The sequence below is a fragment of the Paenibacillus antibioticophila genome (genome assembly GCF_000455265.1).
In the GTDB taxonomy this organism is placed as follows: Bacteria; Bacillota; Bacilli; order Paenibacillales; family Paenibacillaceae; genus Fontibacillus; species Fontibacillus antibioticophila.
Genome location: NZ_HG005139.1, coordinates 2,985,840 through 3,009,925 on the forward strand (window position 1 = coordinate 2,985,840; position 24,086 = coordinate 3,009,925).

17 protein-coding genes are annotated in these 24,086 nt (G+C 51.2%); 4 read left to right on the forward strand and 13 right to left on the reverse strand.

The window, feature by feature from the left end:
- Window positions 1–47 precede the first annotated feature (47 nt).
- Together TX85_RS13605 and cymR are read right to left on the reverse strand one after the other, a co-directional pair.
- On the reverse strand, window positions 48–2,672 hold the full coding sequence (locus TX85_RS13605; protein WP_044479642.1) for a cation-translocating P-type ATPase: 2,625 nt from the start codon (window positions 2,670–2,672) through the stop codon (window positions 48–50).
- 336 nt (window positions 2,673–3,008) lie between these two features.
- Entirely contained in the window at window positions 3,009–3,428 is a 420-nt protein-coding gene (gene cymR / locus TX85_RS13610; RefSeq protein WP_044479643.1) for a cysteine metabolism transcriptional regulator CymR, read from the reverse strand.
- Window positions 3,429–3,645: 217 nt separating this feature from the next.
- Here cymR and mnmA point away from each other — a divergent pair, with 217 nt between their 5' ends.
- Both mnmA and TX85_RS13620 read left to right on the forward strand, forming a co-directional pair.
- Window positions 3,646–4,779, forward strand: a complete 1,134-nt coding sequence (gene mnmA, locus TX85_RS13615; protein ID WP_044479644.1) for a tRNA 2-thiouridine(34) synthase MnmA — start codon at window positions 3,646–3,648, stop codon at window positions 4,777–4,779.
- 87 nt (window positions 4,780–4,866) lie between these two features.
- Window positions 4,867–5,190 (forward strand): hypothetical protein, encoded by a 324-nt coding sequence (locus TX85_RS13620; RefSeq protein WP_044479645.1) that lies wholly within the window; start codon window positions 4,867–4,869, stop codon window positions 5,188–5,190.
- A 116-nt stretch (window positions 5,191–5,306) separates the two neighbouring features.
- On the opposite strand, the gene TX85_RS13625 is transcribed toward TX85_RS13620, so the two are convergent.
- Window positions 5,307–6,614 (reverse strand): replication-associated recombination protein A, encoded by a 1,308-nt coding sequence (locus TX85_RS13625; protein WP_044479646.1) that lies wholly within the window; start codon window positions 6,612–6,614, stop codon window positions 5,307–5,309.
- 429 nt (window positions 6,615–7,043) lie between these two features.
- Here TX85_RS13625 and TX85_RS13630 point away from each other — a divergent pair, with 429 nt between their 5' ends.
- Both TX85_RS13630 and TX85_RS13635 read left to right on the forward strand, forming a co-directional pair.
- A complete protein-coding gene (locus TX85_RS13630) occupies window positions 7,044–7,343 on the forward strand; it encodes a CD3324 family protein (protein WP_044480080.1) in 300 nt (99 codons plus the stop codon).
- Window positions 7,344–7,445: 102 nt separating this feature from the next.
- Window positions 7,446–8,105, forward strand: a complete 660-nt coding sequence (locus tag TX85_RS13635; RefSeq protein WP_044479647.1) for an HNH endonuclease — start codon at window positions 7,446–7,448, stop codon at window positions 8,103–8,105.
- Between the two features lie 26 nt (window positions 8,106–8,131).
- Here TX85_RS13635 and TX85_RS13640 read toward each other — a convergent pair whose 3' ends face one another.
- The 10 genes from TX85_RS13640 to hisS all read right to left on the reverse strand — a co-directional run bounded on the left by TX85_RS13640 (window position 8,132) and on the right by hisS (window position 23,557).
- Window positions 8,132–10,240 (reverse strand): HelD family protein, encoded by a 2,109-nt coding sequence (locus tag TX85_RS13640; RefSeq protein ID WP_044479648.1) that lies wholly within the window; start codon window positions 10,238–10,240, stop codon window positions 8,132–8,134.
- 186 nt (window positions 10,241–10,426) lie between these two features.
- Window positions 10,427–11,179, reverse strand: a complete 753-nt coding sequence (locus tag TX85_RS13645; RefSeq protein WP_044479649.1) for a tRNA threonylcarbamoyladenosine dehydratase — start codon at window positions 11,177–11,179, stop codon at window positions 10,427–10,429.
- A 117-nt stretch (window positions 11,180–11,296) separates the two neighbouring features.
- Complete coding sequence (locus tag TX85_RS13650; RefSeq protein WP_044479650.1) at window positions 11,297–13,771, reverse strand: glycoside hydrolase family 31 protein; 2,475 nt, start codon at window positions 13,769–13,771, stop codon at window positions 11,297–11,299.
- Between the two features lie 33 nt (window positions 13,772–13,804).
- The gene (locus tag TX85_RS13655) at window positions 13,805–15,562 is read right to left on the reverse strand and encodes an alpha-glycosidase (protein ID WP_233500714.1); all 1,758 of its coding nucleotides are present in this window, start codon (window positions 15,560–15,562) and stop codon (window positions 13,805–13,807) included.
- A gap of 56 nt (window positions 15,563–15,618) precedes the next feature.
- Window positions 15,619–16,458 (reverse strand): sugar ABC transporter permease, encoded by an 840-nt coding sequence (locus TX85_RS13660; RefSeq protein ID WP_044479651.1) that lies wholly within the window; start codon window positions 16,456–16,458, stop codon window positions 15,619–15,621.
- Window positions 16,455–17,765: a carbohydrate ABC transporter permease gene (locus TX85_RS13665; protein WP_044479652.1), complete on the reverse strand. Its 1,311-nt coding sequence runs from the start codon at window positions 17,763–17,765 to the stop codon at window positions 16,455–16,457. Before TX85_RS13665 ends, TX85_RS13660 begins: the two co-directional genes overlap by 4 nt.
- Before the next feature lie 84 nt (window positions 17,766–17,849).
- The gene (locus TX85_RS13670; protein ID WP_044479653.1) at window positions 17,850–19,166 is read right to left on the reverse strand and encodes a sugar ABC transporter substrate-binding protein; all 1,317 of its coding nucleotides are present in this window, start codon (window positions 19,164–19,166) and stop codon (window positions 17,850–17,852) included.
- Window positions 19,167–19,333: 167 nt separating this feature from the next.
- Window positions 19,334–20,359 (reverse strand): LacI family DNA-binding transcriptional regulator, encoded by a 1,026-nt coding sequence (locus TX85_RS13675; RefSeq protein ID WP_071784197.1) that lies wholly within the window; start codon window positions 20,357–20,359, stop codon window positions 19,334–19,336.
- 139 nt (window positions 20,360–20,498) lie between these two features.
- Window positions 20,499–22,274, reverse strand: a complete 1,776-nt coding sequence (aspS, locus tag TX85_RS13680; protein ID WP_044479655.1) for an aspartate--tRNA ligase — start codon at window positions 22,272–22,274, stop codon at window positions 20,499–20,501.
- A gap of 38 nt (window positions 22,275–22,312) precedes the next feature.
- Window positions 22,313–23,557, reverse strand: coding sequence for a histidine--tRNA ligase (hisS, locus tag TX85_RS13685; RefSeq protein WP_044480082.1), 1,245 nt, complete (start codon window positions 23,555–23,557; stop codon window positions 22,313–22,315).
- Between the last annotated feature and the right edge of the window lie 529 nt (window positions 23,558–24,086).

Genomic DNA, 24,086 nt, shown 5'->3' on the forward strand with positions numbered 1-24,086 from the left:
TAACCTGGCCCAAAAGGAGGTTTTCTACAAAAGCAGCGATAATCCGATTAATTTCTTGCAAGAAGCTTCTTGCCAAGCTTGATCAATTCGTTAACACACAGCGGCACCAAGGCAAGAGCGATAACAATTCCCCAATCGGCGAGACTCAGGTTCTGTACCTTAAAAGCATCCGCCAGGAACGGGATGGTGATCGAAGCGAATTGAAGCGCAAAACCGGCAAGAACAGCCAGCACAAGAAACTTGTTAGAGAAAAGACCCAGCTCAAAGATCGACTTGGTCGAACTCCGTTTGGCGAAGGAGTAGAACAATTGAGAAGCGGCAAGCACCACAAACGCCATGGTCCGCGCATATGTCATCACATCCTCAGGAATGGAGCCGGCTCCAAGACTGTATCCGTGCTCTCTGAGTCCCAAATAGAAGGCAACCAGGGTCAACGTTCCGATGAGAAGCCCCCCAAGTACAGCCTGAGTTGCTACTCCCTTCGAGAAGAAGCTCTCCTTCGGATCTCTCGGCTTGCGCTTCATGACATCCTTCTCCCCTGGATCAACACCCAGCGCGATGGCTGGCAGCGTATCCGTAACAAGATTAATCCAGAGAATCTGGGTCGCGAGCAACGGCAACGGCCAGAAGAATATAATTGAAGCCAGAATAGCTACGATTTCGCCAAAGTTACAGGACAAGAGGAAAGTAACCGTCTTACGGATGTTAGCATAGATATTTCGCCCTTCCCGAATGGCTTTTACAATCGTAGTAAAATTATCGTCCGTCAAAATCATATCGCTGGCACCCTTGGATACATCCGTACCAGTGATCCCCATAGCTACGCCAATGTCCGCGCTTTTCAGCGAAGGAGCGTCATTTACTCCGTCGCCCGTCATGGAGACTACATTCCCTTGAGCCTTGAAGGCTTTCACAATCTTCACTTTATGCTCCGGAGATACGCGAGCGAAGACTCGGATGTTCTGGATTCTCCGGGCAAATTCCTCATCGCTCAGCTCATCGATCTCCGCACCGGTCATACTCTGGTCGATTGAAGCAGCGATCTCCAGCTCCTTGGCGATGGCCACGGCCGTGTTCCGGTGGTCTCCCGTAATCATAATCGGGGTAATACCAGCCAGCTTGGCTTCGCGGATCGAATCCTTCACTTCAAGACGAGGCGGATCAATCATGCCGACAAAGCCCAGGAAAGTCAAATCCTTCTCCATCTCATCCGGGCTGATCACAGCCTCCGTATCCTTGAATGCCGCTGCCAGCACCCGCAAGGCATCGTCAGACATCGCTTCCGCCGCTTGCAAATATTGCTGCTTCAGCTCTTCCGTAAGCGGCACGACCTCTCCATTCACAACGGCCGTCGCGGATACCTTCAGCAGCTGGTCAATCGCACCCTTCGTGTGGACGCGATAACCTTTTCTAGTCTGATTCAGGGTGGACATCAGCTTTCGGTCAGAATCAAACGGCTTTTCAGCAACCCGCTTATACTCCGCCTCCAGCGATTTCTTCATCAGATTATGCTGCTGGCCGTAGACGACCAAAGCAATCTCTGTCGGGTCTCCCGTTCCCTGGCCCTCTTCAAAGGTAGCATCCGAGCACAGCACGAAGGTCTTGATCATCTCCACCGGAGGCTCCTCGCCCAGTTGAGCGGCTGTGTAATGCTTGACGACGGTCATTTTATTTTGTGTCAGGGTTCCCGTCTTATCCGAGCATATAATATTGACCGATCCAAGCGTCTCAACCGCAGGAAGCTTCTTCACAATAGCGTTCAGCTTCGACATGCGGGTTACGCCCAGAGCCAGCACTATCGCCACAATTGCCGGCAAGCCTTCCGGGATCGCAGCTACAGCCAAGCTGATCGAGGTCAGGAACAGTTCAAACAGGTCGCGTCCCTGGAGCAAGCCGATGATAAAGATGACAACACAGATGCCGATCGCGATATAGCCGAGCACCTTGCCAAGCTCCTCAAGCTTAATTTGTAGTGGTGTCATGCTTTGATCGTCTTCGTCCAGGATTTTTGCGATCTTGCCCATTTCTGTATCCATCGCCGTAGCAACAGCCACACCCTCACCGCGTCCATATGTAACAAGCGTAGACATGAATGCCATGTTGGCCATATCACCGATTGGCGTCTTAGGACCTTCCAGAAGGGCGTCAGGATCCTTGTCTGAAGGCACGGATTCCCCGGTAAGTGCAGATTCTTCAATCTGAAGGTTCGCTCCCGAGATCAGCCGCAGATCGGCCGGGATATAGCGTCCGGCATCCAAAATCACGATATCGCCCGGAACAACATGGACCGAATCGATCTCTTTAATATCCCCGTCCCGTCTAACAAGCGTCCGGGGCGTCGTCATTTGTTGAAGCGCTTCGATGGCCTTTTCTGCCTTTTGCTCCTGGAATACGCCAATTGCCGCATTCAAAAAAACGACCGCAAGTATAATGACCGCGTCCACATATTCGCCCACAATAAGCGTAATAACAGCCGCGCCAAGCAATACGTAAATCAGCATATCCTTCAATTGAGAAAAAAAGAGGGCCGCCAGGCTTTTCTTCGGCTTGCCTTTCAGCTTGTTTTCACCGTACTTCGCCAGCCTTGCCTCAGCCTCCTGCGAAGTTAATCCTACATCAGGATTCACTTCAAGTTCCTTTAGAACAGTATCTGTTGACTTATCATGCCACACCAAGCAACACCTCTTCTTTAGAATCTGAATGTACATTAATTATTACGGCTATTGTGAGCGGAATGACTCAATATTAATCAAATTGTATGCTAGAATCTTAAATCCTCCAATTTCCAATTGCAATTAAGAAGGACATAAAAAGAAAAAGCCTGCCCTGTAGGCAGACTCATGGGATAATTTGCACAAACGAAAATAACCCGCCCAGGTCAGCTCCAAGGGAACGGGTTATTTTTTAACAACAAGTTTGGAGGTATCCCATCCAAGTGTTTGTACCGGTGAGGCTGTGGCGCAGCCTCCCTGCCTCTATTGTACATTGGCCAAGCACTTGATCCTCCCTCAAATGTAGAACATATAGCTATCCTTTGCTCCCTGCTCTTCGTAAGTTACGAGGCTTTCCAGTGTTGTCGAATCCAGCACGTCGGCAATGCTGTCCCGAATCCGTAGCCAAAGGTCGCGCTTGGCAGGATCGTCCTCCTCCGTGAAATCCACCGGGGAAATCGGGCCCTCCAATACGCGGATAATATCGCCTGCAGTAATCTCGCTGGCATCACGCGACAGGATATACCCCCCATATGCCCCGCGAACGCTCTTGACCAGACCGGCATTGCGAAGCGGAGCAATCAATTGCTCCAGATAGTGCTCAGACAGTTGATTTTTTTCCGCAATGCTCTTCAAGGATGTCGGCCCTTCGCCCAGCTTAGCAGCCAACTCCATCATAATGGTCAGGCCATAGCGTCCCTTTGTAGAAATCTTCAAAGAAGCCACCTCTTTCATTTTTCGGATAAACTTTATATAATGGACCTTTGGTCGATTAATAATATACCTTCTTATTCCTATCACTTATCTCTGTAATAGTAACACATCCTGATGCTTTTGCAAAACACGCTGAACAGCTTGACACAGGGCTATCGATTGTCAGGCATAGATTTGATAAAATGTACACAGGCTCAAGGAAGCCTGAAGGAGTGATTGAATGAATACAGCCAACCAGCACACCCGCGTCGTTGTCGGCATGTCCGGGGGCGTCGATTCATCGGTGACTGCGCTCCTGCTCAAGCAGCAAGGTTATGACGTCATCGGTATTTTTATGAAAAACTGGGACGACACCGACGAATTCGGCAACTGTACTGCCGAGTCGGATGCCGAGGATGTCCGCCGTGTCTGCGAGCAGATCGATATCCCCTATTACACCGTGAATTTTGAGCGGGAATATTATGATAAAGTATTCGCCTATTTCCTGGAGGAATACAAGCGCGGACGCACTCCGAATCCGGATGTGATGTGCAACCGCGAGATCAAATTTGGTGAATTCCTGAACAAAGCGCTGGATCTCGGCGCGGATTATGTGGCGACAGGACACTATGCAAGAGTCATTGACGAAGATGGCATCTATAAGCTGCTTCGCGGTGTCGACAGCAACAAGGATCAAACCTATTTCCTCAATGCGCTTAATCAGACACAGCTCTCCAAGGCAATGTTTCCGATCGGTCATTTGCCTAAGCCTGAGGTGCGCCGAATTGCGGAGGAAGCGGGGCTCTATACCGCCAAGAAGAAGGACAGCACAGGTGTCTGCTTTATCGGCGAACGGAATTTCCGCGAGTTTTTGAGTCATTATCTTCCGGCCAAATCCGGCGAGATGATCGACATCGTGACCGGAGAGGTTAAGGGCCGGCACGACGGTCTGATGTACTATACTCTCGGACAGCGCCAAGGCCTTGGGATTGGCGGCTCAGGCAACGGAGAGCCTTGGTTTGTTGCAGAGAAGGATCTGGATCTCAACATTTTGTATGTAGTACAGGGGGACAAGCACCCAAGCCTGTATTCGACGGGTCTGGTTGCTTCTGATATCAACTGGATCGCAGGAGCGGACCACATGCCGGCCGATACGTTCAAATGCGCCGCCAAATTCCGGTACCGTCAGGCTGATCAGGACGTCACGGTCTCGAAGCGCGAAGACGGCACCTTGTATGTACAGTTTGATCAGCCTCAGAAGGCGATTACGCCTGGACAAGCTGTTGTATTCTATGACGGAGAGGTCTGCCTTGGAGGCGGGATTATCGAAGCGGCCGAAAAGCTGCCTGTTCCTGAACTGGGACGGCACCGGTAAGAGCGTATATTCTGACTCTCTGATTGGATCACAAGGCTATGCAAGTTCGGCTGGATATTAAGCGTGGGGACCATGCAGACGAAATAAGTGTCAAAAGGCATTATAATTGCCGGCACGGGCGCTCATACGGCGAATTTAGTGCCAAAAGGCATTATAATTGCCGACTCGGGTACTCTTCTGGCGAATTTAGTGCTTAAAGGCACTATAATCGCTGACGCAGGAGCTCATACGGCGAATTTAGTGCCAAAAGGCATTATAATTGCCGACTCGGGTGCTCTTCTGGCGAATTTAGTGCTTAAAAGCACTATAATTGCCGACACAGGTGCTCATGCGGCGAATTTAGTGCCAAAAGGCACTATAATTGCTGACTCGGATACTCATACGGTGAGTTTAGTGCATACGGCGAATTAAGTGCATAGGCGCATATTACTTTGGCAAAAGTGAACGGACAATAAAGTTGGGCGGTTCCCCCTTATGGTGGTTCTCGCCCAACTTTTTATTTTGGGGACTTTTCGGCAGTCCCCTTCTTATTCCTTTCGCCGCAGTTCTTGATTATGACGGATTTTACTCTCATTTCCCTGCTCTGTTGCCTGATAGAACACTTTTCCCTGCAGAGATTCCGGCAGATATTCCTGCTTTACATAATGATTAGGATAATCATGCGGGTATTTATACCCGACATGACCGAGCTTGACGGCCCCCTTGTAATGGGCATCCCGCAAATGCAGCGGCACCTCGGCGGAGCGGACCTCCTCGATCGCTGACATCGCCCGCGAGATGGCCGCCACAACGCCATTGGATTTCGGACTCTCCACGGCAAATAGAATGGCCTGGGCCACGTTCAGCTTCGCTTCGGGCCAGCCGTTATTGCGGTACGCCTCCAGGGCGCTGACCGCCTGAACCATCGCCTGGGGATTCGCCAGGCCGATGTCCTCGCTGCATGCCGCTATCAGCCGGCGGATGAAGGTCATGGGATCCATGCCGAGCTTCTCCACGGCATAGAGGAACCAGAAGAGCGCGGCATCGCTGGAGCCGCGAATGCTCTTGTGGAACGCGGAGAGCACATCATATTGCGTGGACTCGTCCGCCTTCACCAGAGGACGGCGAATCGACTCCTCAGCCACCGCAAGGCTGATGTGCACGGAGCCATCCTGCTCCGGCGGCGTGGTCAGCGCCGCCAGCTCGAGCGCATTCAGCGCCCGGCGAATGTCGCCGTTTGCCATGGCCGCGATATGCAGCAGCGCATCCTCATCCACCTGGAGCGGCATATGGCCCAGCCCTTTATCCTTATCTGCCAGCGCCCGCTTCATGGCGAGCAGCGAATTCTCCTTCGTCAGCGCCTGCAGCTCGAACAGCGTAGAACGGCTCAGTAGAGCGCCGTTCACGTAGTGAAACGGGTTCTCCGTCGTTGCTCCGATAAATATAATCGTTCCCTTCTCCACCGCCGGGAGCAGCGCATCCTGCCGGGAGCTGTTGAAGCGATGCACCTCGTCCAGGAAGAGGATCGTCTTCGTTCCATAGAACGATTTATCATTCTGCGCCTTCTCGATCACCTCGCGAACATCCTTCACGGAAGCATCGACGGCATTGAGCCGAACAAACTCAGCCTGGGTATGGTGCGAAATAATATGGGCCAATGTGGTCTTGCCACAACCAGGAGGTCCATATAGCAAGATCGAGGAGACCTGATCCGCTTCAATCGCACGGCGCAGCAGCTTGCCCGGCCCTACGATTTGCTCCTGCCCGATATATTCATCCAGCGTCACCGGACGCATCCGGTCGGCGAGCAGCCTGCCGGAGGGATTTTGCTCCTGTTGAAATGAAAATAAGTCCACTGCCTTCACGTCCTTGATTCGTTGATATTCTTCTTAACATTCTATATCAGTTGAACTAAAGAAGCTACGCAGAAAGGCAACGTATGAAGTTTCAACTTTTATGCCATACACGGTAAAAAACATTTATAAATGTTCTTTCGCTTTCGAAGCTGCTGACAATATGAGTTAATATAGATGTCGGGCCGACGAATCACTGGAAAGGGGGCTGATCGAAGTGATTACAGTGAGTGAGGTGGCTGTCGCTTAACGCGGCAGCCCGTACGTTGAGGGGCTTTCGGGCCCCTCTTATTTCCGTTTATTCAATGATGTGTTAAAATAAATCCAAATCTTAATTCTAATTCGAACGAAAGGGGGGAGTTGCGACCATGAACACTAGCAAAAGCCAGGTAAATACACTCCAGAACGCAAGTTATAAGGAGGATCATGATCGTGAACTACAAAAACGGGAAGGATGTGCTTCCCCCTAGGCTATTGAAGGAGCTTCAAAGCTACATTCAGGGAGAACTGCTGTACATACCCAAGCCGGAATGCGCCAAGGCTTCCTGGGGTGAACTCAGCGGGACCCGCACATCCATGGCAAAACGCAATGAAAATATTTATAAGCTATATGATAACGGTCATTCCGTGAGCGATCTGGCTCAAATGTTCTTTCTGTCCGACGAGAGCATTCGGAAGATCGTGTGCAAGGTGCGCTCCTCTCATCGAGAGGCGGCGACCGTATCTGAATAAGTATTAAAGGGCTGCCGTAAACCGGCAGCCCTTTTGGTTTTATTAGGGGATTCAGACTCTGCAAGGTATAATAAGGATATTGAATCAGTGGAGGATACATAAATGAATGAGAATACAATTCCGGGCAGCAAGCGCTGCATCCGGTGCGGAGAGCAAAAGCCGCTCAATCATTTTCTAAAAAGAACCGGAAAGCGTTACGGCAAGGGAGTCCGGCGCGGAACCTGCCGCAGCTGCAGGAAGCAGGTGAAGCAGGCCGAAGCATTAAAAGGAATTCCTCCGCTCGAGCACACGGGACTTGCTTCCGTTTCCACTAAGGATAAGTCATTACGTCATGTTTCTTTACCTGTACCGCCCATATACCCGCAAGGCCAGCCCGATGCCAGTCTGCTGAGACCAAACCGTCAAGGAAAGATCAGAATGCGGGGGCGGACAGACAAAGGCAGCCGATGGCATCAGGAGATTGAGCTTGATTTAGCCGTCACACTTGTGAAGGAGTATGCCGCGGTCGTCGTTAACCGTCATACGATCCGCAGACTATACAGCAACAAGGATTTCCGGCGTTACATTCTGACGCGCGATCATCACACCTGCTTCTTTTGCGGCGGGTATGGGGATACGATTGATCACTTGCTGCCGAAAGCGAAAGGCGGGCATACGACCCCGCTCAACTGTGTCTGTGCCTGCAATGAATGCAATCAGTTCAAGGCGGATCGCGATCTCGATGAGTTCTCGCTGCGCAAGATGCCGATCGACGAGGCCTGACAACAATGCCCGGATGCCCGAGATGATTACTCCGCTGCGGAATGAACGTATTGCGGCAATTCTCTGCCATGAAGCAGCCATAGCTCGTGCAGCGCACGGGTACAACCGACGTAAAGAAGTCTTGCGTCGTGGACTCCATAGTGAGCTGTATCCACATTCGTCAAGATAACTGCATCAAATTCAAGTCCCTTCGATAAATATGCCGGCAGCACGGAAATTCCTCCCGTATATTGCCGCTGTTCTCCGCCGATCAAATGAATATCGAAGCTCTTGGCTGCAAGCGTCCCATGGAGCTCACGGGCCTCCTCCATCGTCCTCGTCAAGAGAGCGACAGTCCGGTGGCTGCCTTCAAGCACTTTCGTCAACGTCTCCGCAATCCCCTTTTCCCTGTCTCTTTCTGTTATCCTGAGCAAGTTGACCGGCTCTCCACTGCGGAATACCGGTACAGCCAGCAGGTCCGTTCCGACTCCCCGTTCCAGAATGCCGTTCGCAAAATCAATAATTTCCATCGTGGAACGATAGCTTCGGGTCAAGGCATAATATGCGGTGTCCTCGGGTTGGAAGAGAGTCTGCATTTCCTCCCAGCTTTGAATGCCCTTATAATAATGAATGGCTTGGGACAGATCGCCCAGAATCGTGAAGGAATGTCCCTTGACGAACCGGTCAAGCACAGCCACCTGAAACGGACTGAAATCCTGGGCTTCATCGATGACCACATGGTCAAAGGTCATCTCCCCTTCAATCTCTTGGGTTCTGGAGAAAATATATAATAATGCGGCAAGGTCTTCTTCCTTTACCTCGCCTTCCTTCAAGTAGGAGCGGGTCTCTTTCAAAATCGAGGAAGGCATTCCGTCCGGTTTGTCCTGCATCAGTCTCTTGTAAATAGCGAGCGAGTCCAGCTCCGGCCATTTCTTGGCATAGGACTTCTCCCGTTGCTGCGCCTTCTTCTTCCGCTCCTTCAGAGCCGCTGCTGACGGGGATTTCTTCAGCTCCATTTCAATCCACCGATGAATCCGTGCCAATACCCTTTCCTTGCGCCTTGCAATCGGGTAATGTCTGTATTCGCCATTGAACCAGTCGGCGATAACGCTAAACGGCAGCTTAGCTCCATCCCAAGGCTCGAAATCCTGCTCGGGTACACATGTGGGCTCAAGACGATCCAGATAGCCGTCGAGAAGAGACTTAAACGCCATCGAGCCTTTAAATCTGCCTGGATATTCTGGGTTTTCCTTGCCAGAACGCGTAACACTTTGATGATGATTCAATGAATCAAACCAGCGCGTCAGTTCATTTGCATCGTCCTGCGGCGCATTCTCCAAATCAAGCAATCGCGCCGCCCAATCCGCAAATGTGCTTTGCTGGATATCTCCTACGCCAAGCTCAGGCAGTACCTCAGAGATATAATCAATAAACATATGGTTGGGAGCAAAGATGACCATTCGTTCCGCTTTGATCTGCTCCTTGTACTGATAGAGCAAGAAGGCCAGCCGATGAAGAGCGACGGTGGTTTTTCCGCTCCCCGCCACTCCCTGAATGATCAGTGCCGTATTTTTGGCTGCCCGGATAATCAAGTCTTGTTCCGCCTGGATCGTAGAGACAATATCTCTTAGCCGATTGTCCTTGTTCTCGCCAAGCCGATAGACGAGGAATTCGTCGGACACGGCCGGACCTTCGCTCTCCCGGTTATACGTGTCGGCAACCCGCTCCAGAATGCCCTGCCTGATCACCAGGTTCCGCTTCAGGTACACAAGTCCTTCAATCACGCCTTCCGGTGCCTCATACGAAGCATCATCGCCCCCCGTAAATGAATAGAACAAGCTCGCTACCGGAGCCCGCCAGTCGATGACGACCGGCTTGCTGCTCTCTGGATCATACACCCCCTGCTTGCCGATATACAGCTCGCTCTTGCTCTTTCCCGCCTCTGCAAAATCAAGCCTCCCGAAGTACGGCTCCCGCACCGACCGCGCAAGCTGCTGCCTGCTCTCTTCCCGATGCGCCTCCAGCATCTGTTCCGTGAAATCCTGGCCCGTATAAACCGGAATACTCTTTAACCGGGTCAATTGGCTGTCGACCATCTGCAGCATGTCATCCAGCCGCTGCTTCTCTTCTTGATAGGCACTTTGAAAATCATCCATTTCAGTTACCTCCTAAGGTTTTATTTTTTTGCCCCGGCACATCGATTCCTAAAATCCAGAAAATTCCGAAGTCAAAAGGAGTTTTATTATAGCACTCGTTATTTGAAAAAGCGAATACAGCTCCGGATGCCTGCGAACACAAAAAGCGCAGCCCGGTCTAACGACCGAGGCTGCACCTTTTGGTGATTACAATTTGACTCCGCCTGCTTCCAGTAATTCACGTACCGCCACACTGACCATGATCAGGCCCACTACCGGAGGAACGAATGAATTGCTTGCCGGCGGCTGCTTGGCTTTACGGATTTTGGCCTCGGGAGACACAATTTTCTCCGTAACATCCTTACGCGGTCGTACTGGCGGCTCGGTTGAGAATACCACCTTTACGCCCTTCTTGATCCCGTCCTCGCGCAGCTTCGTACGGATGACGCGGGCCATCGGGTCCATATGCGTCTTGGAAATGTCGGCCACCTGAAATTTGGTCGGATCCAGCTTGTTCGCGGCTCCCATGCTCGACAGAACCGGAATGTTCCGCTTGCGGCATTCCTTAATGAGATGAATCTTGTAAATAATCGTATCCGAGGCGTCCAAAATGTAATCGATGTCGTATTTGAACAGCTCCTCATAGGTTTCTTCCGTATAGAACATATTGAGTGCGATCGTCTCGCATTCCGGATTGATCAGCTTAACCCGCTCGCACATCAGATCGGCTTTCTTCTGTCCGATTGTAGTCGTCAAGGCATGGATCTGACGATTGATGTTAGTAATATCAACAGCATCCTTATCGATCATAATGATGCGGCCGATGCCCGTACGTGCCAGTCCTTCCACAGCCATTGCTCCGACACCGCCGACGCCGAGAACGGCTACTGTGCTGTTCTTCAGAATTTCGAGCCCTTCTTCTCCAATAGCAAGCTCGGTCCGTGAAAATTGATGAAGCATTCTTTATCCTCCCAGCTAAGTCAAGCCTATCCTTCCGGATACACCCGTCATGGTTCGGCACCATCTGTTCCCTACAGCTTAAAGAGGGTGTGCAGAACTTCATTCACCCCAAAGAAACTAACCCTTGACGTAAATGTCTTTCCCGGCTTCCTCCGTAACGATGCACTTGATGTACAGATGATTGTCCTGTTTGTCATAATACCATCCCGAATGCCGATGCTCAAGATCACATAAGCCAGGAACTTGCGAAATTCCATGAATTTCGGTCGGAATGAACCGGATATGATGGATGGTGAACAGCAACGGCTCATCCTGAACGGAATATAAGGTCCGATTGTTGTCTGCATAACGGCAGCTTATAGACATGCAACGCTCCCCTTCTTCAAAGAAGATTTGCAGACTCCGGCTTATGCCCCGCGTATAGGCATCGCTGATCCCGTCGTCCTCATAGAGGGTGAATTCGCCAGTAATCGGCTCCTGTCCCGGACAATCCGTTCCAGCTCCCAGCCCGTACAGGTGAATATTCAAACTTTGCCACTCCGCCGTCCCGGTGTGCTGCGATCCAGGAATCATGGGCAATACTGCCCCCGACTTGACGTATAGCGGCAGTGTATCCAGTGGAGCATAGGCTACGACATTTTGCCCGCCTGCATGCCGTTCTCCGGTCCAATAGTCGAACCAGACCCCTTCCGGTAAGTACACAACCCGATGCTCTCTGCCTGGCCGGCAGATCGGAGCAACCAACAAATGAGTGCCGAACAGGTATTGATCGGATAAATTTTTCACCCGCTGATCCAAGGGGTGATGCAACACCAGCGGAGACATGATCGGCAGCCCGTCTTGCGTCGATGCCCGGAATAAAGAATAGATGTAAGGGAGCAAACGGTACCTCAATTCAATATATTTTCGACAGATCGCTTCAATCTCTTCGCCAAAATGCCAAGGCTCCTGGTTGCGGGTCTCAATTGCGCTATGATTTCTGAAAAAGGGGGTGAACGCCCCTAATTGGGTCCATCTTGCCAACAGTTCCCCGGAGGTATGGTGCATAAAGCCGCCGATATCCGCTCCGCAAAAGGCTACGCCCGACAAGCCCAAATTCATTCCCATCGCCATGAACATCTCCATATGCTCCCAATAGCTGCGGTTGTCGCCGGTCCATACAGCGGCATAGCGCTGAATACCCGCATAGCCTGCCCGGGTCAACACGAACGGCCTCTCTCCGTCCAGGAGCCGGGCGAGCCCGTTCCTGGTCGCTTCACACATCAGCAAACCGTACAAATTATGAAGCTCTTCATGCGGCTTCTCTTGTCCGCCGTTCCGATGAACGACATCTGGATCAAGCGTCTTAGAGGGACTGTTAAATACGCTAGGCTCATTCATATCATTCCAGATACCGCTGATCCCGTGCTCCACATAAAATTGATGAAGACGGCCCCACCACTGCCTGGTCGTCTCCTCCGTAAAATCAGGGAACACGCTGGCGCCGGGCCATACATCGCCTGTAAAAAGCTCGCCGTCAGGCTTCCGGCAAAAATACCCTTCAGCGCTTCCCTGCTCATATACGCTATAGCCTGCGTCAATCTTGACCCCAGGGTCAACGACCGGAACGATGCGGAAGCCCATTGTTTTCAATTCCGCTATCATTTGCTTCGGATTGGGAAACCGGACGGGATCAAAGGTAAATATTTTGTATTCGTCCATATAATGAATGTCCAGATAAATTACGTCGCACGGAATCCGCTTCTCCCGGAATGCGGCTGCAAGCCCGAGCACTTCTTCCTGATTCATATAACTGAATCTGGACTGCTGATATCCTAATGACCATAAGGGCGGCAGCTCCATCACACCGGTAAGCCTCGCATACGCCGCAACTACCTCCTTGATGCCTGGACCTGGAAGAATGTACAGATCCATCTTCCCGTGAAAGGTCTCCAGCATGACCTGGTCCCGGTCCTCACGCATATCGACGACCAATTTTCCTGGCTCATCTATGAATACGCCGAATGTCCCCGATTTCGAGTGCTGGATGAGCACCGGAATCGATTGATACAGCGACTCCGTGTCCGGAACATGCGGATCAAAAATATCCGAATTCCACATGGTGTATTTTTCACCGCGTTTGTTCAAAAATCCTGTCGTCTCGCCCAGCCCGTATACGGCGGCGTCTTCCGGCATAGCTGTCCGGCATTGCATCCGTGATCCAGATCTGGACATCTTGTAGCTGCCGCATTCGGAATGGTGCCCATCCGTGACCGATACGCTCATCGTGCGCTTGTCGACTATAACTATAAATCCCTGGCTTCGAAGCTCCAGGCTGTCTACTTGCTCCTTAAGCTCCCACCCTGCAAGTGCAAGACTGTCTGCAGGCAATACGGCCGGCGTTGGCAGCAATACTGCAGCATCTTCATGCAGCGCGTATGTGATCCGGATTATCCCCGGTCCTGCTCCCCGAACCGCCATATTGCCGTGTTCTCCGCGGATTTTAACCGCATGCTCTTTCTGTTCCGCATAAATAACGGGGCCAAGTCCATGGAATGCCTCCTTCGTTGATTGCTCTAACTGGTCGGGATGAATGCTCTCACTTGTTTGCATGGCTACGTAAGCTCTCCTCTCTCTGTCTCGTAGTCAAGTTTGGTCCAATGGAGCCCAAACCCGGAATTGGCGAGGTCGTAATTCCTCCGTGAGCGTGCCGCCGCTTACCACATGCTGTTCCTCCGTCAGCAAATCGATCCAAACCCCGCTTGCGGCAGGCACGCTCGTTCTGGCTGCTTCCTCACCTGCATTCATGACGATCAGCAGCACCTCCTTGTATAAGCAGCGTTCGAACGCAATCACAGAGCTGCCTGGCTCGGCAACGCGGAATGTCAAGCTTCCCGAAGTCAGCGCCTTATACTGTCTACGCAACCGGATCAACGCGCGATAGAAATCGTATAGCTCGCGGTCTTGCTTATGAGACTCCCAAATCATGCAGCGGCGGTTGTCCGGATCAAAATCCCCGGCGAGTCCGATCTCATCGCCGTAATAAATGCTGGGCGCTCCCACATACATAAATTGAAATAATATCGCCTGCTTCATCTTGCCTTTGTCGCCCTTGCAGAGCGTCAACAGCCGGACGGTATCATGCGTGTCCAGATGATTGAAGCAAGCCTCGTTTGCCTGCTGCGGGTACCTTGCCAGGTAATGCCCGATCCGGGAGGAGAAGATATGCGCATCCAAATGTCCGAAGACAAAGAAATCAAGAATCGCACGGGATACCGGATAGTTCATCACGCCGTCGAACTGGTCGCCTCTCAGCCATTTCATTCCGTCATGCCATACCTCCCCAAGAATATAGGCGTCCGGCTTTATCTCTTTTACACCTTTACGAAATTCCCGCCACAGCTCCAGATCCGTCTCGTTGGCAACATCAAGCCGCCAGCCGTCGATCCCGGTCTCCTGAATCCAGTAGCGGCCAAGCCGGACGAAGTAATTCCGGACCTCCGGATTCGACGTGTTCAGCTTCGGCATCGTGTGTTCGAAGGCAAACGTTTTGTAAGTAGGGATTTCATCCTTGACCTCGAGCGGCCATTCCTTGATATGAAACCAGTCGAAGTACCGGGATTCCTTGCCCTTGGCCACAACATCCTGGAATGGCGGGAAGGTAATTCCGCTATGATTGAACACCCCGTCAAGCAGGACCCGAATTCCCCGTTCATGACAGGCATCGACCAGCTTGCGCAAATCTTCCTTCGTCCCGAAATGAGGATCGATTCTGAAATAATCCGCAGTATCGTATTTATGATTGCTTGGCGCCTCGAATAACGGCGTGAAATAAATAGCGCTAACCCCCAACTCGCTCAGATGGTCCAATTTCTCCAGAACGCCCTTCAGATCGCCTCCGAAGAAATTGAAGTATTCGGGAGCCCCGCCCCATTCCAACACATTTTCAGGATCATTGCCGGGGTCTCCGTTGGCGAAGCGCTCGGGAAAAATCTGATAAAACACAGCCTCCTTAACCCAGGCCGGGGGCTGGTGCGTATCACTCGGATGCAGATACGGCAATTCGAACAAACCGAGGTGTTCCGTCGGCGGCAGTTGATGCAGTCCCTGCTCGGTGAACCAGATCTCCTCGTTCTCTTCCTTCAAGAGAAAACCGTAAGCCAAGCGGCCATAAGCTGGAGTCAACTCCGCTTGCCAATAATCGAAATATTCGTCGCTGGACAGCAGGCTCATTGTCTTTGCTGTCATTTCCGCCCACGGTCTGCATTTATCGCCGAATACGATATCAATCGTCAGCGGATCATTCCTTTTTGTCCGAAGTCTCACATGGACGGTACCGCCGTCATATCCGTAACACCAGTTATCAACAGGCCGATGATAGACGGCCTCTCGCATGAATTTCATCTCGTTTCTCCCCTCTTGCATTCCATTGTTCATAGTTCATGTCGCCACTATGCAGGTCAGCCTTTATCCGCACCTGCCATCAACCCTTCAACCAAATAACGTTGCAGCATAACAAACATGATCGTCAGCGGTACGGCAACAAGCACGCAGCCTGCAGCGAACATCGTAAATTCCGTGGCGAATTTGCCTTGAACGATTCTGAACAAGCCGACAGCCAGTGTCTGCTTCTCCGGCGTGCTAAGCACCATGTTGGCGAAAATAAAGTCAACAAAGCCTCCGCTGAACGAAGTCAATGCAACATATACAATCATCGGCTTTGAGAGCGGCAGCATAATCCGGCTGAAAACCGTCAAGTGTCCGGCCCCGTCGATTTTGGCTGCATCGACCAGACTCTGGGGAATGGTGTCGAAATAGCTTTTGACATATAAGTAGCCCATCGGAGCTCCTGCGGAATAGACGAGAATCAGTGATAGATGCGTATTTAACAGTTGCAGCTGAAGCAGCAAAATGTAGACGGCAATCATGCTCATAAATCCGGGAAACATTCCGATGACCAGCAGTCCGAGCATGAGCTGCTTGCGGCCCTTAAAGCGAAAACGCGAAAACACATATCCCGTAATCGTCACCAGGAGCGTACTGAAAATCATCGAAAAAAACGCGACTTTAATCGTATTGATGAACCATTGACCGAATGGATAGGTATTGAACAGATCCACGTAATGCTGAAGCGTGAAGGTAGAAGGAATCAACCGATCACTGTACAAGGCATTTCCCGGTCTGAAGGAAGACATGATGACCCACAAGGCGGGATAGATACAGATGACTCCGATCAGGGCAAGGCCGATGTAACAAAAGAAATTGCCTACTCTTCCCCTGGACTTTGCCGAGTTTCTCATTTATACGAGTCCTCCTCCTTGAATGCCTTGGTCTTTCGGATATTGCTGACCGCCAGTGAAGCAACGAGAATGAATATGAAAATACCGATAATCGATGCATAATTGTATTTGCCGCTGTCCATGGTCAGCTTATAAAGCCAGGTGATCAGAATATCAGTGCTGCCCGCAGACTGATACGACGAGTTGGCAGGGTTTCCGTTTGTCAGCAGGTAGATCAGATTAAAGTTGTTGATGTTGCCGGCAAAAGACATAACCAGCAGCGGACCGAACGAGAACATAACCGTAGGGAATGTGATCGCTCTGAACTGCTGGAACGAGCTCGCTCCGTCTATTTCGGCTGCCTCATAAAGATCCCGGGAAATCGTAGATAAAATCCCGATAATCATCAGCATGGTCAGCGGGAACCCGATCCAGATATTGACGATAATTACCGTTACCTTCGCCCAGAACGGATCTGTTAGCCACGGCAGGCCTCCAAGCCCGAAATAAGCCAAATACTGATTGATCGGCCCGAATTCTCCATTGAACATATTGCGCATAATGAGCAGCGAGATGAATTGCGGGATCGCATAAGGAATGATGAACAGCGTCCGCCAAAAGCCTTTGAAACGGATTCCCTTCCTTTGCACCATTAGCGCAACGCCAAAGCCGGCGCAGAAGGTGGTCAGCGTCGCACATACGGTCCAGATCAAGGTCCATAGCGCTACACCGAAGAAGGTCTGATTCCACGCCTTGATCGTAAATATATCCTTGAAGCCCTGGAGCCCTGTCCAATCCACCAGCTTGGCGGGAGGCAAATAATTAGGCGCGGAATAATTGGTAAATGCGAGCAAAACCATGAAAATAATCGGCATGACAGTAAAAAACAATACGAGCAGCACCGGAAGAGAGATAATCATGTTTGGAAAGCTCTCCCCGCCAAGACGTTGAAGGGTGTCCTTAAATGACGGTGCCTTGCTTCCTTGTTCCCGAATAAGGCCTACACGGTAGGCATCCCGGATATTGGCCATGTAAAGAGCGACGATCACCGCAAGCGCCAGCAGGACGATCATGCCTTCAATCAACAGAAAAATTGAATGATCTCCCCGGATATTCATATAGACCTTTCCCACTTTTTCAAGACGGTCCGCCTGTTCCCCCAAAGTGACAATGCCCCAGAGCGCCCTCGGCAGAAGCGTGGCAAGTCCAATTCCGCCTAGATGCAGCAAGAAGAATAAAGTTCCTTTTAAATATTGACGGTTATAAATTTGACCGAAGCCCATAGCGATTACTGAAAGAAACGCCGCTGTCTTTCGATGTTTAATCATTAAACGATCATCTCCAATGAGGCAAAAATGGAACGTCATCCACCTTGCGAAATGGATGACGTCGTCAAATACTGGACCAGAGAGTTATCTGTGCAGCGTTTCGATTCCTTCTTGGATGCTCTTCACAGCATGATCCAAGGTCGTCTTCGGGTCGTCGCCCTTCCAGATCAACTCCAGGGCATTCGCCATAGGCGACCATACCTGTTGCATCTCAAAGATCGAAGGCATCGCCACGGAATGCTCGAATTGCTTGATTGCGCCCGAAACCATCGGGTTCTCCTGAATCACCTTTTCGTTCTCCATTCCTTTTCTTGCCGGGATAAAGCCTGCCATTTCATAGTTCTTGATCAAGGCCTCATGCGTTGTTACATATCGGGCGAACAGCTTGGCTGCGTTCGGATATTTGGAGTATGCGCTTACGTAATAGGATTTGACGCCGGCAAATGTAGTCGGAGTCTCGCCATTAGGGAACTCCGGCAGCGGAACCATGCCTACCTCGAACGGAAGCGAAGAGAAGTTGCCGATGTTCCATACGCCATCCAGATTGATAGCCAGCTTGCCGTCCTGGAACAATGCCGTCTTTACGTCTGTAGTCGCATCAGCGGCCTCCATTGGCAATATTTCGCGCATGTTCTGGAAATAAGTCATCCCCTCAACTGCACCCGCACTGTTCAAGCCGATATCGGCCGGGTTCGTGTTGTTCTCACCGAAAATGTAGGCGTTATAACCGGAGAAGAACGGATATGCAAAATAGAAATTGTTCAGTTGCATCATAAATCCGTATTTTTTATTGCCTGTATCGTTAAAATGCTTGGAAAAGGCGATTATGTTATCCCAGCTCGCAAGATCGCTCTCTTGAACGAGATCCTTGTTGTAGAATAATGCGTAAGTCTCCATGTTTCGCGGATAGCCATACAGAATTCCATCCTTCGTCACGGCATTGACCGCTGTCTCCTGAAATTCCGCTCTCGTCCCCTCCTCGAAGAAATCATTCGGGAGGACAAATCCGCCAGCGACCGCTTCACTTAAATTGTCATGAGGCAAAACCAGGAGGTCGGCTGCCAATCCTGCCGGACCGTCGGTCTTCATCTTTTGCATTTGTTCGGGAGCGCCCTGCTCCTGGACCTCAACAGGAACTCCGTACTCTTCCGTAAATTGCTTGGCGATTTCATTCAGGAATGGAACGCCGTCGTTGCCGTCCCAGACGATCAGCTTCGCGCCCTCCTCAGGGAGCAGCTCTTCCGAATTCGCCTCGTTCGTACTTGAATCGGTTGAATCGACAACCTGGGAATTCCCGTCTCCTTTCCCGGAAGTATTGCCGCCCCCAGTGGAGGAACAAGCCGAAATACTTAACGTCAGTAATGCAGCCAACAAGGTAACACTCCATTTTTTCACTTTCATTCAATGAACCACCCTTCTCAGAATAAATCGCTTTCATAAAACCATTAATCATTGCATCAAAGCTCTGGAAACCTTTATTCTCGAAGCTTTCAAACCACCTCCCTTAATGAAGTACAAATTTAGATTAAACGTTTAATCATCAGTCAAAAAAATATAGCCGATTCAGACTATATTTTTTTAGGAGCTGAAGTGCTTTGTCGAACTACAAGGCTTACCGGCAGTACCACCTTTTTCAAGGGCGACTGAGTTCCGTTAATCTGATCAAGCAGCATTTTGACGGCTTCCTGCCCTTTATTCACGATATCTTGCTGAATCGTCGTTAAGGAAGGGATCATGTATTTCGTGTAAAAAATATCGTCAAAGCCGACGACCGAGATATCTTCCGGTACCCGAAGACCGAGATCATGCAACCCGCGAATCAAGCCCATAGCAGAGACGTCGGATAGCGCAAAAATCGCACTGATTCTGTCTGCGAGGCTACCGAGTTTTTGAGCCGCCTGGTATCCGCCGTGAACCGATGAATCCGCCTGGAGAATATAGTCAGGACTGTCCGGGATGCCGGCTTCCCTTAATGCGCGCAGGTAGCCCTGATAACGGCAGGAAATAACCCCGCTTTGCTCCATCTTTCCTGTCAGGACCGCAATATCGCGGTGCCCCAGTCCAATGAGATGCTTTGTCGCCAGATAGCCGCCTGCTTCATCATCCAACTCGACCTGATACAGCGAAGAATCCGATAAATAGCTGTCCAAGAATACACAAGGAACACCGATGGACTTAATTTTACGGAACGCCTCGGAATGCTGGTAGACCCCGACCACAATCAGACCGTCCAGATGCCGGCCCTTGACGAACGAGAAATCCTCCGCTTCGCTGATCCCGAGCAAAATAACCTGTACTTCATGATTTCGCGCCCCGCTCTCAACGCCGCGTACAAGCTCCCAATAGAACGGATTATCTTGAAGAATCCCCTTTTCGATAAAAGGAACGACAATCGCGATCAAATGCGAATTTTTATCCTTGAGGCTTCTCGCCGAGGCACTCGGGACAAATTGAAGCTCCTGAATGACCTTTTTGACTTTGGCGGCAGTTTCCGCCGATACCCGGCCTGTTCCGTTGATCACATTGGATACGGTGGCGATGGATACGTTTGCAATTTTAGCAATGTCTTTGATTGAAATTTTATTTGTCATCATGGTCTCTTTCTTGATTAAACGTTACATCATTGTCTGAATTGATTAAATCATCCATGCCCGCATTTGTCAATACAAGAATGCCCGCCGTAAGCAAATGATTACGGCGGGCATTATATTAGCAGCTAAAGCTGATCCGATCTTATTTCTCTTGTCCAGGCTTCTTCGCCAGCTTGATGTGAAGCTGCTCAAGCTGCGGTGTGTCTACCTCGGAAGGAGCGTTCATCAGCAGATCTGTCGCACTCGCGGTCTTCGGGAACGCGATCGTCTCGCGCAGATTGGAGCGCCCGGCAAGCAGCATGACCAGACGGTCGAAGCCGAAGGCGATCCCGCCATGCGGCGGTGTGCCGTAATCGAACGCATCCAGCAAATAGCCGAATTTGTCCTGGGCTTCCTCCGGGCTCAAGCCGATGGCCTTGAACATTTGCTCCTGAACATCGCGCTTGTAGATCCGCATGGAGCCGCCGCCTACCTCATAGCCGTTCAACACGAGGTCATAGGCTTGCGCAAGAATCTGACCCGGGTCGCTCTCGAACAGGTGCAGGTCCTCTTCGCGCGGACGAGTAAACGGATGATGCTCCGCCACATAGCGTTTTTGATCCTCATCCCAGCCGAGCAGCGGGAAGTCAACGACCCAAGCGAATTTATACACACTGTCGTCGATCAGGCCAAGATCGCGGCCAATCTTTAGACGAAGCGCGCCCAGGACGTCGGCCACCACCTTCTTGGTGTCGGCGGAGAACAAGAGCAAGTCTCCCTCTTCAGCATCGGTACGAGTCTTCAAAGCTTCAATCTCTTGCTCGCTAAGGAACTTCACGATCGGTCCGCGGAATTCGCCTTCCTTCACCTGAATCCAGGCCAATCCCTTTGCGCCATAACGGGCAGCATATGGTCCAAGGTCGTCAATGTCCTTGCGGCTCCAGGTGCCGCAGCCCTTTGCGTTCAGCACCTTCACCTCTCCGCCTTTCTCAATGACGGAGGCAAATACCTTCGCACCGCTTCCGGCAACGATGTCGCTGACGTTAACGAGCTCCAGGCCAAAGCGCAGATCCGGCTTGTCAGAGCCGTATTTACCCATAGCATCTGCATAAGACAGACGCTGGAACGGTGTTTCGATCTCAATGCCCTTCGTCTCCCGGAACAAGCGGACGACGAGCTGCTCCATCATCTCTAGCAATTCGTCCCGGCTCAGGAACGAAGTCTCGATGTCGACCTGCGTAAATTCCGGCTGGCGGTCCGCACGAAGATCCTCGTCGCGGAAGCAGCGGGCGATCTGATAATAGCGCTCAATCCCGCTGACCATCAGAAGCTGTTTGTACAGCTGCGGAGATTGCGGCAACGCGAAAAATTCTCCCGGATGTACCCGGCTTGGCACGAGATAATCCCGCGCGCCTTCCGGCGAGCTCTTGGTCAGGATAGGCGTTTCCACCTCAATGAAGCCTTCCCCGTCCAGGAAATCTCGGAACACTTTAGCTGCTTTGGAGCGAAGCCACAATGTATTTTGCATTTCCGGACGGCGCAGGTCCAGGTACCTGTATTTCAAACGCAGCGATTCATCTACCTCTACTCCGTCTTCGATGAAGAACGGAGGTGTCTTGGCTGCATTCAATACTTCAATCTCAGTAATACGCACTTCAATTTCACCTGTCGGCAGGTTCGGATTTACGGTCTCCGCATCTCTCTTCACCACGGTGCCGCTGACAGCCAGTACGTATTCGCTGCGCACCTTATCCGCGATTTGCAGCGCTTCTCCGGAATAAGCCGGATTGAAGACAATTTGTACAATCCCGCTGCGGTCACGCAGATCGATGAACAGAACGCCCCCCAGGTCGCGGCGGGTTTGAACCCAACCATTCAATGTTACTGTTTCTCCAATATTCGCGGGACTAAGTGTACCGCATCGATGAGTACGCTTCATACGTTGACAATCCTTTCATTCGTAAAATAGTGTAGTAGTTATTTCAATGCGTCAACCAGCTCATGGAGCTTGATCGTCCGCTGTTCACCTGACTCCATGGACTTGAGAGCAATTTCCCCGCGCTCCAGCTCATCGTCGCCCAAAATGGCGGTATACTTCGCCTGCATCCGGTCAGCAGATTTCATCTGCGCCTTCATTTTACGGCCCAAATAATCCTTTTCTGCGGAATAGCCCGCCTTGCGCACCTTGAACAGCAGCTTGGATATTTCCTGATCCGCAGCCTCTCCCAAGGAGATCAAGTAGACGTCCAGCGGCTTGGCCGCCGTCAGTCCGACTTCCTGCTTCTCCAGAATCAGAGCAATCCGCTCCAGTCCGAGTGCCATGCCGATGCCTGGCTGATCCGGCCCGCCGACATCAGCGACGAGTCCATTGTAGCGTCCGCCGCCGCCAATGGTATCGATCGCCCCAATACCTTCCGCCTTGTACTCAAACGCGGTGTGGGTGTAATAGTCAAGGCCCCGTACCAGCCGATGGTTGATGACATAATCAATATCCATCGCGGTCAGCAGCTCCTGGACCTTGGCAAAATGCGTGCTGCACTCCTCATCCAGACTGTCCAGAATCGACGGAGCGCCGCCGAATTTGTCCTGGTCTACCTTGCAATCCAGCACCCGAAGCGGATTGCGCTCCATCCGGGATTGGCAATCCTTGCACAAGGTGTCCTTCATCGGCAGCAAGAAGGCCAAGAGTTTATCCCGATAAGCTGCCCGGCTGGCCGGATTGCCTACGGAATTGATCTCTACCTTCACGCCCTTCAGTCCCAGCTCTACGCAATATTGATATCCGAGCGCAACAACCTCGGCATCAATGGCCGGATCCGTGGCGCCAAAGGCCTCCACGCCGAATTGATGGAATTGCCGCTGCCGTCCGGCTTGGGGCCGCTCGTAGCGGAACATAGGACCGATATAGTATAGCTTGGTCAGATCCGGGTCTCCGTAGAGCTTGTTCTCCACATAGGACCGTACAACACCAGCCGTGCCTTCCGGTCTAAGGGTCATCCATCGCTCTCCTTTATCCTGGAACGAATACATTTCCTTCTCGACAATATCGGTAGTTTCTCCTACCCCGCGCTCAAACAGTGAAGTCTGTTCAAAGATCGGGGTCCGGATCTCACCATAATTAAACCGGCGGCACAGATCCCGTGCTTTTTCCTCGATGAATTGCCATTTCTCAACGGTTCCCGGCAGCAGGTCCTGTGTTCCGGTCGGTTTTTGAAAAGCCATATTTTTTCCTCCATCCTCTATGCTCATCCAAATGCTGGACATTAAAAAAACTCCCGCCCCTGTCAACAATAACAGGGGCGAGAGTCTGGAATTCCATTCACCCGCGGTACCACCCAAATTCCGAATGTTCACTTAGGGAACATTCGCTTCATAACGGATAACGCCCGTATGCGCCTAACGTCTACTGGACCGGAGAGGGAAGCTTTTCAGGCTTCTTTCAGCTGTTCGTCGTCGGTTCTCGGGGAGGTCCTTCCTTCAATCATCACCAGAATCCTTCCAGCCTCATGGGATTCCTCTCTGCGGATGTGGGGTTGAAGTACTTTGTCCCGTCATCAAATCAGTATCAAACTGTATATTCCATGATTTTAAGCAAGTACAGCGGCAAAGTCAAGCCCATATGTCGATAAACAGAAAAAAACCTGTACCAACGGGGCACAGGTCCAAAAGTTAAATATATTAAAAGGGGGTCATGCTGTTATTATAAACAGCCAATGTTAAAGAACGATGAAACGAATATTACAGTTACATT

Coding starts and splice junctions, on each gene's coding strand:
- mnmA (WP_044479644.1), top strand. CDS start 3,646: ATGAATACAGCCAACCAGCACACCCGCGTCGTTGTCGGCATGTCCGGG.
- TX85_RS13635 (WP_044479647.1), top strand. CDS start 7,446: ATGAATGAGAATACAATTCCGGGCAGCAAGCGCTGCATCCGGTGCGGA.
- TX85_RS13640 (WP_044479648.1), bottom strand. CDS start 10,240: ATGGATGATTTTCAAAGTGCCTATCAAGAAGAGAAGCAGCGGCTGGAT.
- TX85_RS13645 (WP_044479649.1), bottom strand. CDS start 11,179: ATGCTTCATCAATTTTCACGGACCGAGCTTGCTATTGGAGAAGAAGGG.
- TX85_RS13650 (WP_044479650.1), bottom strand. CDS start 13,771: ATGCAAACAAGTGAGAGCATTCATCCCGACCAGTTAGAGCAATCAACG.
- TX85_RS13655 (WP_233500714.1), bottom strand. CDS start 15,562: ATGAAATTCATGCGAGAGGCCGTCTATCATCGGCCTGTTGATAACTGG.
- TX85_RS13660 (WP_044479651.1), bottom strand. CDS start 16,458: ATGAGAAACTCGGCAAAGTCCAGGGGAAGAGTAGGCAATTTCTTTTGT.
- TX85_RS13665 (WP_044479652.1), bottom strand. CDS start 17,765: ATGATTAAACATCGAAAGACAGCGGCGTTTCTTTCAGTAATCGCTATG.
- TX85_RS13670 (WP_044479653.1), bottom strand. CDS start 19,166: ATGAAAGTGAAAAAATGGAGTGTTACCTTGTTGGCTGCATTACTGACG.
- TX85_RS13675 (WP_071784197.1), bottom strand. CDS start 20,359: ATGATGACAAATAAAATTTCAATCAAAGACATTGCTAAAATTGCAAAC.
- aspS (WP_044479655.1), bottom strand. CDS start 22,274: ATGAAGCGTACTCATCGATGCGGTACACTTAGTCCCGCGAATATTGGA.
- hisS (WP_044480082.1), bottom strand. CDS start 23,557: ATGGCTTTTCAAAAACCGACCGGAACACAGGACCTGCTGCCGGGAACC.